The organism is Actinomadura sp. NAK00032 (assembly GCF_013364275.1).
Taxonomy (GTDB): Bacteria; Actinomycetota; Actinomycetes; order Streptosporangiales; family Streptosporangiaceae; genus Spirillospora.
Genome location: NZ_CP054932.1, coordinates 3,473,375 through 3,487,755, shown reverse-complemented (window position 1 = coordinate 3,487,755; position 14,381 = coordinate 3,473,375). Strand labels below are relative to the sequence as shown.

Below are 14,381 nucleotides of genomic sequence, written 5' to 3'. Positions count from 1 at the left end.
GGCCTCTGGCGCGACCCGCTATGGCGCGACGACGAGGCGGCCGTCCCGCACGGCGACGTCCGTCCCGAAGGCGCGGCAGGCGACGGTGTAGCGCTCGGTGATCCAGGCGTGGTCGGCGCCCTCCGCGCACTCCGTGCGGGCGAAGCCGAGCCGGAGCGGCACCGCCTCGATCCGGGACGGCCGCCCCTCGTCCACGGTGACCAGGAACAGCAGGCCCAGGTCGTTGCGGAGCATCGGATCGACGATGTAGTCGTCGATGAGATCGCCCATGTCGAACACGACCGGCGGGGCCGCGCCGTGGAACACGTGCGCCGAACTGCCCGCGACGAGCGACGCGCCGGCCTCCACGAGGCTCCGGGCCGCCCGGCGGACGTAGGGCAGCGGTTCGGAGGTCATGTTCGGGCCCCAGTGCGGCATCACGAGCACGGCACCGGCGTCGTCCCGCAGTTCGCGGATCCGCCGCGCCAGGTCGTCCGGAACGCCCTGCCGCAGATCGGCGAAGGCGACACCGGGACGGCCGGGCCCCGCGGCGAAGTCGGCCGGGTGGTCGGTGACGCCCACCACCGCGAGGCGCGTCCCGCGCGCCTCCAGCACGGCGGGCGCCCGCGCCGCCGCGAGATCCTCACCGGCCCCGACCGTCCGGATCCCGGCCCGGCCGAGGACGCCGACCGTGTCCGCCAGCGCGTCGGCGCCGTAGTCGAGGGCGTGGTTGTTGGCGAGCGTCACGCAGTCGACGCCCAGCTCGGCGAGGACGTCGACCGCGGTCGGCGGCGCCCGGAAGTGGAAGGGCTTGCCCGGCGCGTCCCAGGGCCGTCCGCGGTCGGAGACGCAGCACTCCAGGTTCAGCAGCGCCAGGTCGGCCTCCGCGAACGCCTCGCGCACGCCACCGGAGAACAGGCCGTGCGGGCCGGACTCGGCGATCCGCGCTCCCACGCCGCGCCCGAGCATGGTGTCCCCGGCGAGCGCCACCGTGATGGCCATCGGGTCCCCCCTCGACGGGACGTCCCCTCCCAGCCTACGAGCGGTGGAGCGCGTCCTCCCCCGCTAGGACAGCGGGCGGCCCGGGCCCTTCTTGATCTGCTCGATGAACAGCTGCGCGAGGGCGTGCTGGCCGGCGACCGTCGGGTGGTAGCTGCGCGGCTCGGCCTCCAGGGCGGGCAGCTTCAGCGCCAGGCCGTTCATGTACGCGTTCCGGCTGCCGACCTCGTGCCCGGCGAACGCGTTGTAGGCGTCGACGAACTCGACGCTGCCGCGGGCGTGCGTGGCGGCCTTGCGCGCGTCGGCCTCCGCGACCGACTGCCGGATCAGCTGCCCCAGCTCGTAGGCGCGGGCGTTCAGCCAGCGCTGGTCCGACACCGTGATGTTGTCCGCGTCCACGCCGCTGACCTCGGAGAACGCCTTCGGGTACCCCATCACGACCACCCGCGCGTACGGGGCCCGCTCGGTGATGTCGGCGAGCAGGGACGGCAGGCTCTGGCGCAGCTCGGCCAGCTTCCCGGCGATCTCCTCGCCCTGCCGGGTGCAGCTCTTGCTCCACGGCAGCTTCACCACGCAGCCGGCGAGCACCTTGGAGAACCCGACGTCGTTGCCGCCGATGCTGAGGGTGATCAGGCTGGTGTCGCGTCCGATGCGGCCGATCTGCGGGGGCTCGCCGTGCCGCCCCTTCAGGACGTCCCGCGTCGTGGCGCCCGAGCAGGCCCAGAACGAGGTGCCCTTCGCGAACCGGAACGCCTGGCTGACCTCGTGGTAGTACGCCTTGGACGTCCGGTGGCAGCGGGCGAGCGGGTTGTGGTCGGCCGCGGTCGCCTCCGCGCCGACGCCCGCCGAGTAGGAGTCCCCGAGCGCGGCGTAGGAGCCCCGCGTGGCCGCCTCCAGCGGCGTCGGGGCCCGCTCGGCGGCGACCGGGTCGGCGCGCTGCTGCGGGACGGGCGTCCGGCATCCGGCGCCGAGCACCTCGCAGCGCGCCGCGGGCAGCGCCACCACCGGGACGACGGCCAGTGCCAGCAGGACGGCGAGGAGGACGAGCGCGGCACGGCGCTCGCCGAGACGGTCCCGCAGCCGTGCGACCGGGCTGATCAAGCGTCCTCCTTCACGTCCCTCAGGCAGACGTCCGCGCGCCGCCCCGGGTTCCCGCCTTTACATTGTAGATCTGCTACTGCGCGCAGGGCGCCCACATGGCGACGCGCGGCCCGAGGTCGTGCAGGCCCGCCTCGATCTCGGCGGCCCAATAGGACCTGATCCCCGGGCCCCAGCGCTCGGCGGGCAGCTCCGCGAAGCCGTGCCGCGCGTACCAGGGGCCGTTCCACGGGACGTCCCGGTACGTCAGCAGGCTGACGCCGGGCGACCCGGACGCCGCCGCCCCCGCCATGACCTCCGCCAGCAGCGCGGCGCCGATCCCCCGCCCGGTCAGGTCGCCGCGCACCGAGATCTGCTCCAGGTGCGCGGCGCCGTCGAGCTCCTCGACCGCCGCGAAGCCGACCGCCGGGTCGCCCGCCACCACGATGCGGGCGCCGGCGTCACCGATCAGCTCCTCGATCACGGTCGGGCCGGGCGGGAACACGATCCCGATCTCCTCGAACATCGGATTGCCCGAGTTCTCGATGTTCGCCAGCCCCGGCAGGTCCGCGGGCCGCGCCGGCCGTACCTCGTACCCCATGCCGCGATCGTAGGCCGCGCCCCCGGGTGCGGCCTCCCATTTAGCGGCCGTCCGCCGGGCGCGCCGCCGCCGGGGCGAGGGACAGGTCCCAGAACTCGGCGTAGCGGCCGCCGCGCTCCAGCAGCTCCTCGTGGGTCCCCTCCTCGACGATCCGGCCGCCGTCCAGGAACGCGATGCGGTCGGCGCGGCGGACGGTCCGCATCCGGTGCGCCACCATCACCACGGTCCGGCCCGCCATCAGGCGCTCGATGCCCGCGTGGACGGCCGCCTCGTTCACCGGGTCCAGCGCGGAGGTCACCTCGTCCAGCAGGACGATGGGCGCGTCCTTCAGCAGCGCCCGCGCGATCGAGACCCGCTGCCGCTCGCCGCCCGACAGCAGCGCGCCGCCCTCGCCGACGTTCGCGGCCCATCCCCCGGGCAGCCGCTCGACCACCTCGTCCAGCCGGGCCGCGGTCGCCGCCGCCCGCACCTGCGCGTCGCCCGCGCCGGGACGGCCGAGGCGCACGTTCTCCTCGATCGTGCCGTCGAAGAGGTAGACGTCCTGGAAGACGACGGCGATCCGCTCCATCAGCGCGTCGGTGCTGATCTCCCGCACGTCCACCCCTCCGACGCGGACCGAGCCCGCGTCCACGTCGTAGAAGCGGGCGAGAAGCTGCAGCAGGGTGCTCTTGCCCGCGCCGGACGGGCCGACGACGGCGAGCCGCCGCCCCTCCGGCACCGCCAGCGACAGCTCCCGGATCACCGTGCGGGCGTCCCGCCGGAAGGTGACGGACGCGAACTCCAGGTCGCCGCGCACCGGCAGGACCGGTTCGGGCGGCTCCGGCAGCGGCTCGGTGCGCAGCACCTCCTCCAGCCTCGCCAGCTGGGAGCGCGCGGCCCGCATCCGGCCGGCGAACTCCGACAGCGCCAGCAGCGGGTCGGCGCAGCGGGCGGCCAGCACCAGGACCGCCAGCAGCTCCGCCGCGCCGATGTCCCCGCCGAGCGCGAGGTGGGCGCCGAGGACCAGCAACCCGGTGAACACCGCCTGCACCGCGAGCGTCAGGCCGAGGGCGCCGGGCAGCGCCGACAGCGTCGTCCGGCGGGACGCGCGCCGCAGCTCGGCCAGGGCGTCGTCGAGCAGCCGGAAGCGCTCGGCGGTCCGGCCCCCGGCGCGCAGCACCGGCTGGGCCTGGAGGTACTCGATGACGCGCCCGGTCGCCTCGTGGGCGCGCTCGTGGCGGTCCTCGTCGGCGGCGGCCGTCGAGCGCCCCGCCCACACCTGGATCACCGCGACGACCGGGACGGCGGCGAGCGCCGCCAGCCCCAGCTGCCAGTTGAAGGCGAACATCACGGCGACGATCGTCAGCGGGGTCGTGCAGGCGGAGATGTACGGCGCCAGCAGGTGGGCGATCACGCTCATCGCCTGCAGCACGCCGGGCCCGGCCAGGACCGACACCTCCCCGACGCGGCCCGGCCCGTACCAGCCGACGGGCAGCCGGGCCAGGTGGTCGCCGAGCCGGTGGTACATGCCGTCCAGCAGCGTGGTCGCGGCGCGGAAACCGGACAGGTCGCTGACGTAGCGCAGCACCGCGTACGCGGCGACCGCCGCGCCGAACGCGATCAGCCAGGGGCGGGCGTCCTCGGGCGTACTGCCGAACAGCTCCCGCAGGACGGGGACCAGCAGCGCGCAGGCCAGCCCCTCCACCACGGCGGTCACCGCCATCAGCGCCACCGTGCGGCGCACCGGCGGGGCGTACTCGGGGCCCAGCACGCGCAGCAGCAGTCGGATCATCGGGGCATGCCTCCCTGCGGCACGGTGTCGGTCCCGTCGGCGGCGGCCGACCGGTGGGCGTCCCAGAGCGCGGCGAACCGCCCGCCCCGGGCGAGCAGGTCGGCGGGCCGGCCGCGCTCGGCGATCGCGCCGTCCTCCAGGACCACGACGGTGTCGGCGTCGGCGATCGTCTCCATGCGGTGGGCGATGACCAGCACCGTCCGGTCGCCCTCCAGCGCGGCGAGGGCGCGGCGGACGGCCCGCTCGGTCCGCGGGTCGGCGAACGCGGTCGCCTCGTCCAGCACCAGGACGGGCGTGTCGGCGAGCAGCGCGCGGGCGAGCGCGATCCGCTGCGCCTCGCCGCCCGACAGCCGGGCCTCGTCGCCGATCACGGTGTCGTAGCCGCGCGGCAACTCCAGGATCCGGTCGTGGACGTCGGCGAGCCGCGCGGCGCGGACCACGTCGCCGCGCCCGGCCCCCGGGACGGCGAGCGCGATGTTGTCGGCGACCGAGGCGCGCAGCAGCCGGACGTCCTGGAACACGAAGGAGACCGTCCGGTACAGCTCGCGGGCCCCGATCTCGCGCAGGTCCGCGCCGCCGAGCAGGACGGCGCCCTCGCCGGGGTCGAAGAACCTCGGCAGGAGCTGGACGAGCGTCGACTTCCCGCTCCCCGACGGCCCGACGAGGGCGGTGACCGTCCCCGGTTCGAGGACCAGGTCGATGCCGCGCAGCACCTCGCGGCCGGCGTCGTACCCGAACCGGACGCCGCGCAGCTCCACCCGGTGGCCGCGCGGCGCGGCCGGGCGGGCCGGCTCCGGCAGCGCCGGCACGTCGAGGACGTCCCGGATCCGGCCGACCGCGCGGCGGGCGGCCTGCATGTCGTCGAAGCCGTGGCCGAGGGCCCGCACCGGAGCGGTCAGCCCCAGCCCGAGCAGCGGGAACGGCAGCAGGTCCGCGGCGGGCATGCCGCCCTCGGTGATCAGGACCGCGCCGCCGGTCAGCACCACCAGCAGCACGAACGGCGGCGACAGCACCGTCTGCATCGCGGCGGCGATCCCGGCGAGGCCGCGCACCATCCGGAAGAAGGAGGCGGTGAAGGCGTCCACGGCGGAGAAGAACGCGCGGTGCGCGCGCTCGCCGCCGCCGAACGTCTTCACCACCGCGATGCCCTGGACGAACTCGACGACGGAGTCGGAGATCCGCCCCATCGCGGCGTCGAACTCCGCCTGCTCGCGCAGCCGGGCGGGGGTCATCATCAGCGGCACCGTCGCGACCGCCAGCGCGACCGGGATCAGCGTGATCAGCGTGAGCCGCCAGTCGACGGTGAACAGGTAGGCCAGCGACACCGCCGGGACCACGAACGCGGACACCAGCTCGCCGGGGGTGTGGGCGATGAACGGGTGGACGGCGCTCACGTCCTCCCCCGCGACCTTCGCCAGCTCGCCCGTCCGGCGGGCCGACAGCCAGCCGATCGGCACGAGCCCGAGCCGGGCGGCCAGCCGGCGGCGGAAGTCCAGCTGCACCCGGTCGTCGAGGAGGTGCCCGAGCGCCGACGCCGTGCCGGTGGCCAGCAGCCGGACGAGCAGCCCGGCCGCGCCCGCGACGACGGCGGCCCAGACGTGGCCGCGGTCGAGCGGTCCGGGCGACAGCAGGGCGCGGCCGAGCTCCACGACCGCCAGCAGCGGCGCCAGCCCCGCGACGGCGCCCGCCACCTGGAGGACCACGACGGCGGCGAAGCTCCACCGGTAGGGGCGCAGCAGCCCCGCCGCGCTCAACGCTCCCCCGCCGCGCCGGCCCGCTTCTCCAGGCGGCGGCCGCGCGGCAGCGTCGCGACCATGATCGTGCTGGGGGTGTCCAGCTCGATGCGGTGCCAGCGGCCGCGCGGGACGACGGCGGCGGTCCCGGCCGTCAGCCGGATCTCCTCCTCCCGCCGCTCCGGCCGCTCGGGGCGCAGGTAGAGGCGGATCTTCCCGATGAGGCACGACACGACCTCGTCGGCCTCGGGGTGGACCTCCCAGTGGTCGGCGCGGACGTCCGCGGCGGTCTTGGCGTGGAACGTCCGCAGCTCCCAGCCGTCCAGGTCGGACGGTCCCGCGGTGCTCCCGGTGCGGACGGTGCCGCCCCGCTGGAGGCGGACGGGCGCCTCGAAGAGGTCGATCGGCGCGATGGTCATGCGGAGGGTCCTTCCTGCGGCGGCGGGCTCGTCCTGGGCAGGACGGTGAGGGCGATGAGGACGGCGGCGGCCAGCAGGGCGGCGCCGAGGACCAGGCCGAGCGCGTACCCGTCGTTGAGGGCCGCGGGTGTGGCGGCACCGCCGGCGCGGTCGCTCGCCGCGGTGCCGAGGGCGGCCAGGCCGAGCGACGCGCCGATCTGGCGGGAGCTGTTGAGCAGCGCGGAGGCGACCCCCGTCTCGGCCGGGGCGACGCCGCCGGTGGCGATGGAGACGAGCGGCCCCAGGCACAGCCCGAAGCCGGTGCTGGCGACGACCGCGGGGCCGAGGACGTCGGCGCCGTAGGAGCCGTCCGGGCTGATGAGGCCGAACCAGGCGAACCCGGCCGCGGCCAGCGCCGCGCCGGCCGCCAGGAGGCGGCGGGGCGCGAGGCGGTAGCCGAGCTTCACGGCGAGCACGGAGCCCGCGATCACCCCGAGGGCGAACGGCAGGAACATGACGCCGGTCAGCGCCGCGCCGTGCCCGAGGACCCGCTGGAGGTACAGCGACATGAAGTAGAACGCCGAGGCCATGGCGGCCCCGGTCAGCAGGTTGAAGGCGTTGGCGCCGGCGACCGAGCGGTTGGCGAACAGGCCGAGCCGCACCAGCGGGTCGCGGCCGGTGCCCCGCTCGACCAGCACGAACGCGGTCAGCAGCACGGCCGCGGACAGCAGGCTCGCCATCGTGGGGGCGGACGTCCAGGCGTGCTGGTCCGCGCGGACGACCCCGAACACCAGCAGGGTCAGCCCGCCCGTGGCGAGGACGGCGCCGAGCACGTCCGGGCGGCCCCCGCGCGCCCGGGGCGGGGCGGCGGCGACGCCCCGCCAGGCCATGGCCAGCGCGACCGCGGCCATCGGCACGTTCACGAACATCACCGCGCGCCAGCTCGCGTACTCGGTGAGGAGACCGCCGATGAGGACGCCGAGGGCGCCGCCGGCGGCGTTCACCGCGCTCCAGATCCCGAAGGCCCGCACGCGGGCCCGGCCCGCGGGGAAGGCGTCGGCCAGCAGCGCCAGCGCGGCCGGGGCCAGCGCGGCGGCGCCGACGCCCTGCGCGGCGCGGGCCGCCACCAGGTGGCCGGGCGCCTGCGCGAAGCCGCCGAGCAGGGAGGCGAGGCCGAACAGGCCGAGCCCGGCCAGCAGGACGCGCTTGCGGCCGTACCGGTCGGCGGCCTTCCCGCCGAGCAGCAGCAGCCCGCCGAAGGTGAGCGCGTAGGCGTGGATCACCCAGGTCAGCCCGGCGGGGCCGAAACCGAGCCCGGCGGCGATCTCCGGGAGCCCGACGTTCACGACCGACAGGTCCAGCGACACCATGAACTGCACGACGGCGACCGCCGCGAGGACGAGACCGGCCCGTGCCTCCGGCGCGGCGGCCGGTGCCGTCCGCGCCGATTCCTTGATCGTCATCGCGGCCCGCCTCGGGCCGCGCGGGGATGCCTTCGTTGACTCGTGCGCATGCCGGACATCGTCGTTTCCGGGGCGGTCCGCGGTCGTCCTGCCGGGGAAGACTCCTTCGTCCGGCACCCGGGGAGCAGGAACCGCCGGCCTACTTCCCCGGGAGTAGCCCGGTTCTGCGACGTGCGGCGGAGGCGCTGCGCCGGAAGAGCGCCTTAATCTACGCAGATGAGGTTCTTGGACGGGTGGCGGCCGCTCGCCCAGGACGGCCTGCTCGCCGCGGCGGTGGCCGTCCTGCCGGTGGTCTTCGTCGCGGCCGCGCCGGACGCGGGGCCCGCGGACATCGCGCTCGCCCTCGCCGGCTGCCTGGCGCTCGTCGCGTGGCGGCGGGCGCCCCTGGCGGCGCTGCTGGTCAGCACGGTCTGCATGCTCGCGGTCACGGTGCACGTCCAGCCGGGCCCCTCGCCCGTGTTCCCGGTGCTGGTGTCGGTCTTCGCGGCGGTGCGGGCCGGCCACCGGGCGGCCCCGGCGCTCGCGGGCGCGGCCTTCCTCGGCGCCGGCCTCGCGGTCAGCCTGCCCGGCGGCGGCGGCCTGATCGACGACCTGGAGGACACCTCGCTGCTGCTCGGCTGGTTCGTCGCGGCCGGCGTGGTCGCGACGGTCACCCGGCACCGGCAGGCGTACCTGGAGGAGGTCGAGCAGCGCGCCGCCGAGGCCGAGCGGACCCGCGACGAGGCGGCGCTGCGCCGGGCCGGCGAGGAGCGGCTGCGGATCGCCCGGGAGCTGCACGACTCCCTCACCCACAGCATCTCGATCATCAAGGTGCAGGCCGGGGTGGCCGTGCACGTCGCGCGGCGGCGCGGCGAGGACGTCCCGCCCGCGCTGGTGGCGATCCAGGAGGCCAGCGGCGACGCGATGCGCGAGCTGCGCGCCACCCTGGAGGTGCTGCGCGACAAGGGCGCCGCCGACGCCGCCGCCAGCGGCCTCGACCGGCTGGACGACCTGGTGGAGCGCGCCCGCTCCACCGGGCTCCCGGCCACCGTGACGATCTCCGGCACCCGCCGCGACCTGCCGGACGAGGTGGACCGGGCCGCGTACCGGATCGTCCAGGAGGCGCTCACCAACGTCTCCCGGCACGCCGGCGCCGCGGCCGCCGCCGTGCGCATCGACTACGCCGACGGCGGCCTGGTGGTGCGCGTCGACGACGACGGCAAGGCCGACCCGCAGGCGCCGCCCGTCCCCGGCACCGGCCTGCTCGGCATGCGCGAGCGGGTCGCCGCGCTCGGCGGCCGGCTGCGCGCCGAGCCCCGTCCCGGGGGCGGCTTCACCGTCTGCGCCGAGCTCCCGCTGGGAGAGCCGGCGTGATCCGCGTGCTGCTCGTGGACGACCAGGCGCTCATCCGCGGCGGCTTCCGGGCCCTGCTGGAGATCGAGGACGACATCGAGGTGGTCGCCGAGGCCGCCGACGGCGAGCGGGGCGTCGCGCTCGCCGCCGAGCACCGGCCCGACGTCGCCCTCGTCGACGTCCAGATGCCGGTGATGGACGGCATCGAGGCGACCCGGCTGATCGCCGCCGACGAGCGGCTGGCCGGCGTGCACGTCGTGATCCTCACCAACTACGGCCTCGACGAGTACGTCTTCAACGCGCTGCGCGCCGGCGCCTGCGGCTTCATGGTGAAGGACACCGAGCCCGCCGACCTGGTGCAGGGCGTCCGGGTCGCGGCCCGCGGCGACGCGCTGCTGTCCCCCGCGATCACCCGCCGGCTGATCGGCGAGTACGTCGCGCGCCGCCCCGGGCCCGAGCCCGGCGCGCTCGGCGTGCTGACCAACCGGGAGCGGGAGGTCACCGCGCTGGTGGCGCGCGGGCTGTCCAACGACGAGATCGCCGGGCACATGGTGATCAGCCCGACCACCGCGAAGACGCACGTCAGCCGGGCGATGATCAAACTGGGCGCGCGGGACCGCGCGCAGCTCGTCGTATTCGCCTACGAGTCCGGGCTCGTCGCCCCGCGCACCGCCTGACCCTTGCCTGGCCTTGCCCGGCCCGGCCTGGCCCGGCCTGGCCCGGTCGGCGTCAGGCGTAGAAGCGCATGTGCCAGTCCATCGGGGGCTCGCCGTAGGCGTCGGCGGGCGGCCGGGGGCCGAACTCGACCGCCGTGCCGTGGGCCAGCTCGGCGATGACCGCCGCCGCCTCGACGCCGGCGCGCCAGTGCTCGGGGACGGCCCGCGCCCCGTACCGGGCGCCGAGGAGGCCGCCGCAGACGGCGCCGGTGGCGTCGCTGTCGCCGGAGTGGTTGACGGCGAGCAGCAGCCCGCGCGGGACGATCTCCAGCGGGTACCCGCCCGCCGCCTCCGCCGCCAGCGCCGCGTAGACGGCGATGGCCAGGGCCTCGGGCGCGGTGAAGCCGCGTCCGAGGCCCTCCAGCCGCGCGGCGGACGGCGGACCGCCCCGCACCAGGCCGACCGCCTGCTCCAGCGCGGCCGTCGTCTCCTCGTGGCCGGGGTGCTCGCGCAGCTCCGCCATGGCGTGCTCCACGGCGTCGGTGAGGGACGCGCCGTGGACGAGTGAGGAGACGGCGACGGCGAAGGCCCCGGCGGGAAGGTGGCCCGAGGGGTGGCCGTGGGTGAGGGCCGCCGTGCCCTGCCCCCGCGTGAAGATGGCCGCCCGGTTCGGGTAGCCGAAGCCCGCGGACGCGGCGCGGATCGTCCCGCCGCAGCCCTTGGAGTCGTTGACCGGCTCGTCCACCCGGCCGAGCGGCCACCCCGGCTTGCCGCGCTCCGCGGCCTCGCGGAGCGCGGCGAGGGTCGTGCGGCCCGCGCCGCGGCGCGCCGTCACCGCCGGATCCCGCAGGGCCGGGCCGCTCATGTGCGGGTCCTGCGCGGGGAGCGGCTCGCCCTGGGCCGCCAGCCACGCGAGGTAGTTGGACTGGACGAGGCCGAAGTAGGCGCCGCCGATGCCTCTCGCGCGGGCCCGGATGGACGCCTGGACGCCCGCCTGCGCGGTCAGCAGGCCCAGCTGCGTCGCCTCCCCGATCTCGCCCCGCCCCGCGAACCCGGTGACGCCCGCCGGGCCGTGCGCGGCGCGGATATCGGCGAGCGCCATGCCCTCGACCGGGCGTCCGAGCGCGTCGCCGATCGCGCCGCCGAGAAGGCAGCCGAGCATCCGATCACCGGTCTTGTCCGTCATGCCGGTCACGCTACCGGTGCGGCGCACGCGGCCACCGCATGGCGGGCGCGGCGATTCCCGCGTCCGCGGGACGGCCGTTCCCGGCCGCCGGCCGCCGCCGCCGGACGCGGAGATTGGCCTTCCCTCGCGCGGCGCGCAAATGCGCACCGGCGATGCCATCTTCCTGGCGCGCGGTAGACCTTGTGATGTACCGGAAAGCCATCGAAGAATGTCGGTCCGGCTAGCCCGCACGCGTTATCGGACGGTCAGATGCACGTGCAGCGCGCTCGACTTATCCGACTTTGGCCCGATTCTCCGGACACGTTCGCCACGTCGGCGTCAGCGCAGGTGAAGGAATTGCCCAAGTGGCGCGGCGCGCATTAGCGGTGCCATACTCCGCTCGTTTCGCCTTTCGCGAGGGCGGAATTGGGAGCTCCTCCAGGAAATGCACGGCCCAGCACAAGGAGAGAAGATGAAGCCGTACGAAACGCCCGTCCTGGTGGCGGCCGGCTCGTTCCGCAAGGTGACCGGCCTGCTCGGCCGGCACGGCAACGACCGCGTCGTGCTCAGCAAGAACTGACGACGGCGCCTTGACGCACATGCCTGAACCGAACGGCATGCCGGGTCGCGGCGAGGCGTTCTTCGTGGTCCTGCCGGACCACGCGGCCGCCCTCGCCGTGGCCTCGGCCATTCCCCACGACCGGACGCTGCGGTACGCCTCCGGACGGCCCTGGATCATCGGGAACTGGACCGCCGCCGCGGTCACCGCGGCGGAGGCCGGCGCCACCCGGATCGCCGTCCTCGGCACCCCGGCCCCCGGCGACCGGCTCCGCCGGGAGGCGGGGCGGCTCACCGGCCTCACCGGGCTGGACGGGCTCGCCCGCACACTGCCCGGGAGCTTCCACCTCGTGGCCGCGCTGGACGGCCGCACCCGCGTGCAGGGCGACGCGGCCGGGCTGCGGCTGGTGTTCCACGCCGAGGTCGCAGGCGTGACGGTCGCCGCCGACCGCGCCGACGTCCTCGCCGCGCTGGCGGGCGCGGACCTCGACGAACGGCAGGTCGCGGCGCGGCTGCTGTGGCCGCTCCCGCACCCGCTGCCGCACACGCCGATGTGGCGCGGCCTCACCGCCGTGGAGCCGGGCTCGCAACTGAACCTGGAGCCGGACGGCGGCGCCCGGGTGCGCCGCTGGTGGACGCCGCCCGAGGCGGAGCGCTCCCTGGCCGCGGGCGCCGCCGGCCTCGCGGACGCGCTCACCGCGGCCGTCGACGCGCGCACGGCGGGCGGCGGGACGGTGAGCTGCGACCTGTCCGGCGGCCTCGACTCCACCTCGGTGTGCTTCCTCGCCGCGCGCGGCGAGGCGCGGGTCGTCGCGGGCACCTGGCCCGGCCGGGACCCGGCCGACGAGGACCTGGAGTGGGCGCGCCGCGCCGCCGCCCGCCTGCCCGGCGTCGAGCACGCGGTGTGGCCCGCCGAGGAGTCGCCGCTGGTGTACGCGGGGCTCCTGGAGATCGACGACGCCCTCGACGAGCCGTCCATCGGGATGATGGACCGGGCGCGGGTCCTCAGCCACGTCCCCCGGCTGCTGGCGAAGGGCAGCCGGCTGCACCTGACCGGCATCGGCGGCGACCACGTCGCCTGGTGCTCCGAGGCCCACTACCACGGGCTGCTGCGCCGCCGGCCGCGGCTCGCCCTGCCGCGGCTGCGCGGCTTCCGGGCGCTGTTCGACTGGCCGCTCGGCCCGCTGGCGGCGGCGCTGGCCGACGCCCGCCCGTACCGCCGCTGGCTCGCGGACGCGGCCGCCGGGCTGCGCCGCCCGCCCGCCCCGCCCGTGACCGGCGCGCTCGGCTGGGACGACCCGCCCCGGCTGTTCGGCTGGGTCACCCCGGACGCCGAGCGCATGGCGGCGGACGTGCTGCGGGACGCCGCCCGCGCCGCCGAGCCGCTCGCGCCCGACCGGGGCCGGCACGCCGACCTGCACGCCATCCGGGCCTGCGCCCGCATCGTCCGGCAGTGGGAGCGGATGAGCGCCCGCGCCGGGCTGCCGACGGCGTCCCCGTTCCTGGACGACCGGGTGGTCGAGGTCTGCCTCGGCGTCCGCCCGGAGGAGCGCGTCACCCCGTGGCGGTACAAGCCGCTGCTGGTAGCGGCGATGCGCGGGACCGTCCCGGACGCCTGCCTCACCCGGTCGACCAAGGCGGAGGCGTCCATGGACGCCGCCGACGGGCTGCGCGTGCACCGCGCCGACCTGATGGCGCTGTGGGAGGACTCGCGGCTCGCCCGGCTCGGGCTCGTCGACGCGGCCCGGCTGCGCGACCTGGCGTCCCGCCCGGCCACCCCCGCGCTCCGCGAGGCGATCCTCTACTCCACCGTCGGCTGCGAGGTGTGGCTGCGGACCCTGGACGGCGGCCGCCGCGCGGCGGCCTCCGCCCCCTCAGTGAAGGAGACCTGATGACCCTGCGGCTGCGCCCCGGCGTGTCCACCGCCGACACCGGGTACGGGACGGTGCTGCTCGACGAGGGCAGCGGGGACTACTGGCAGCTCAACCCGACCGCGGCGCGGGTGCTGCGGCTGCTGGCGGAGGGGCGCGGCGCCGCGGGGGCCGCCGCGGCCCTCGCCGAGGAGTTCGATGTCGACCCGGCGCGGGCGCTGGCGGACGTGGCGGCGCTGGTCGAGCGGCTGCGCGAGGCCCGGCTGGTGGCGCCGTGACGGTCCCGGCCGCGCTGCACCGCCCCACCGGGGTGCCGCCGGCGCGGCGCGCCGCGGCCCGGGTCGCGGTCCTGCTGGCCCGGCTGCTGGCACTGCTGCCGCCCGGCCGCCTCCGGGCGGTGCTCGGCGTCCTGCGCCGGGGCGCCCGGCCGGTGAGCCGCGACCACGCGCTGGCGGCGCGGGACGCGGTGCGCGCCGTGAGCCTCGCCTGCCTCGGCCCGCGCGGCTGCCTGCCGCGCTCGCTGGCGACCGTCCTGCTCTGCCGGATGGGCGGCGGATGGCCCACCTGGTGCGCCGGCGTCCGGACGCTGCCGCCGTTCGGCGCGCACGCCTGGGTGGAGGCGGAGGGGGCGCCCGTCGGGGAGGACGTCCCGGCCGGCTACCTCGCCCCGCTGATCACCGTCCCGCCGCCGGGCGCGGAACGCCGCGCCCGGTGAGCCCGGTGTTTCGGCGCCTCGGAAAATGGGGTGCGGGCAGGGGCCGGGAGTGCCCATGCTCGA

General features: G+C 76.7%; 14 protein-coding genes. 6 read left to right on the top strand and 8 right to left on the bottom strand.

Annotated features, from left to right (window positions below):
• Positions 1-18: 18 nt before the first annotated feature.
• From HUT06_RS16330 to HUT06_RS16300, 7 genes are all read right to left on the bottom strand, one after another.
• Complete coding sequence (locus HUT06_RS16330) at positions 19-981, bottom strand: CapA family protein (protein ID WP_176196519.1); 963 nt, start codon at positions 979-981, stop codon at positions 19-21.
• A 63-nt stretch (positions 982-1,044) separates the two neighbouring features.
• A complete protein-coding gene (locus HUT06_RS16325; RefSeq protein WP_176196518.1) occupies positions 1,045-2,079 on the bottom strand; it encodes an SGNH/GDSL hydrolase family protein in 1,035 nt (344 codons plus the stop codon).
• 73 nt (positions 2,080-2,152) lie between these two features.
• Positions 2,153-2,656, bottom strand: coding sequence for a GNAT family N-acetyltransferase (locus HUT06_RS16320; protein WP_176196517.1), 504 nt, complete (start codon positions 2,654-2,656; stop codon positions 2,153-2,155).
• Between the two features lie 40 nt (positions 2,657-2,696).
• On the bottom strand, positions 2,697-4,427 hold the full coding sequence (locus HUT06_RS16315; protein ID WP_176196516.1) for an ABC transporter ATP-binding protein: 1,731 nt from the start codon (positions 4,425-4,427) through the stop codon (positions 2,697-2,699).
• Positions 4,424-6,181, bottom strand: coding sequence for an ABC transporter ATP-binding protein (locus tag HUT06_RS16310; protein WP_176196515.1), 1,758 nt, complete (start codon positions 6,179-6,181; stop codon positions 4,424-4,426). Before HUT06_RS16310 ends, HUT06_RS16315 begins: the two co-directional genes overlap by 4 nt.
• On the bottom strand, positions 6,178-6,579 hold the full coding sequence (locus HUT06_RS16305) for a cupin domain-containing protein (RefSeq protein ID WP_176196514.1): 402 nt from the start codon (positions 6,577-6,579) through the stop codon (positions 6,178-6,180). Before HUT06_RS16305 ends, HUT06_RS16310 begins: the two co-directional genes overlap by 4 nt.
• Complete coding sequence (locus HUT06_RS16300; RefSeq protein WP_176196513.1) at positions 6,576-8,021, bottom strand: MFS transporter; 1,446 nt, start codon at positions 8,019-8,021, stop codon at positions 6,576-6,578. Before HUT06_RS16300 ends, HUT06_RS16305 begins: the two co-directional genes overlap by 4 nt.
• A gap of 216 nt (positions 8,022-8,237) precedes the next feature.
• Between HUT06_RS16300 and HUT06_RS16295 the strand changes: the two genes are divergently transcribed.
• Both HUT06_RS16295 and HUT06_RS16290 read left to right on the top strand, forming a co-directional pair.
• Positions 8,238-9,374, top strand: coding sequence for a sensor histidine kinase (locus HUT06_RS16295; RefSeq protein WP_176196512.1), 1,137 nt, complete (start codon positions 8,238-8,240; stop codon positions 9,372-9,374).
• Positions 9,371-10,030: a response regulator transcription factor gene (locus HUT06_RS16290; RefSeq protein WP_176196511.1), complete on the top strand. Its 660-nt coding sequence runs from the start codon at positions 9,371-9,373 to the stop codon at positions 10,028-10,030. Before HUT06_RS16295 ends, HUT06_RS16290 begins: the two co-directional genes overlap by 4 nt.
• Positions 10,031-10,082: 52 nt before the next feature.
• On the opposite strand, the gene HUT06_RS16285 is transcribed toward HUT06_RS16290, so the two are convergent.
• Positions 10,083-11,195 (bottom strand): ADP-ribosylglycohydrolase family protein, encoded by a 1,113-nt coding sequence (locus HUT06_RS16285; protein ID WP_176196510.1) that lies wholly within the window; start codon positions 11,193-11,195, stop codon positions 10,083-10,085.
• Positions 11,196-11,646: 451 nt separating this feature from the next.
• On the opposite strand from HUT06_RS16285, the gene HUT06_RS16280 reads away from it, so the two are divergent.
• Genes HUT06_RS16280 through HUT06_RS16265 form a run of 4 tightly spaced genes read left to right on the top strand, consistent with a single transcriptional unit; the run spans position 11,647 to position 14,318 of the window.
• A complete protein-coding gene (locus HUT06_RS16280; RefSeq protein WP_138636238.1) occupies positions 11,647-11,754 on the top strand; it encodes a keywimysin-related RiPP in 108 nt (35 codons plus the stop codon).
• Positions 11,755-11,773: 19 nt separating this feature from the next.
• Positions 11,774-13,624 (top strand): lasso peptide isopeptide bond-forming cyclase, encoded by a 1,851-nt coding sequence (locus HUT06_RS16275; RefSeq protein ID WP_176196509.1) that lies wholly within the window; start codon positions 11,774-11,776, stop codon positions 13,622-13,624.
• Positions 13,624-13,881, top strand: a complete 258-nt coding sequence (locus HUT06_RS16270) for a lasso peptide biosynthesis PqqD family chaperone (protein WP_176196508.1) — start codon at positions 13,624-13,626, stop codon at positions 13,879-13,881. The genes HUT06_RS16275 and HUT06_RS16270 overlap by 1 nt, the downstream gene beginning before the upstream one ends.
• Positions 13,878-14,318, top strand: coding sequence for a lasso peptide biosynthesis B2 protein (locus HUT06_RS16265; RefSeq protein ID WP_176196507.1), 441 nt, complete (start codon positions 13,878-13,880; stop codon positions 14,316-14,318). The genes HUT06_RS16270 and HUT06_RS16265 overlap by 4 nt, the downstream gene beginning before the upstream one ends.
• Positions 14,319-14,381 lie beyond the last annotated feature (63 nt).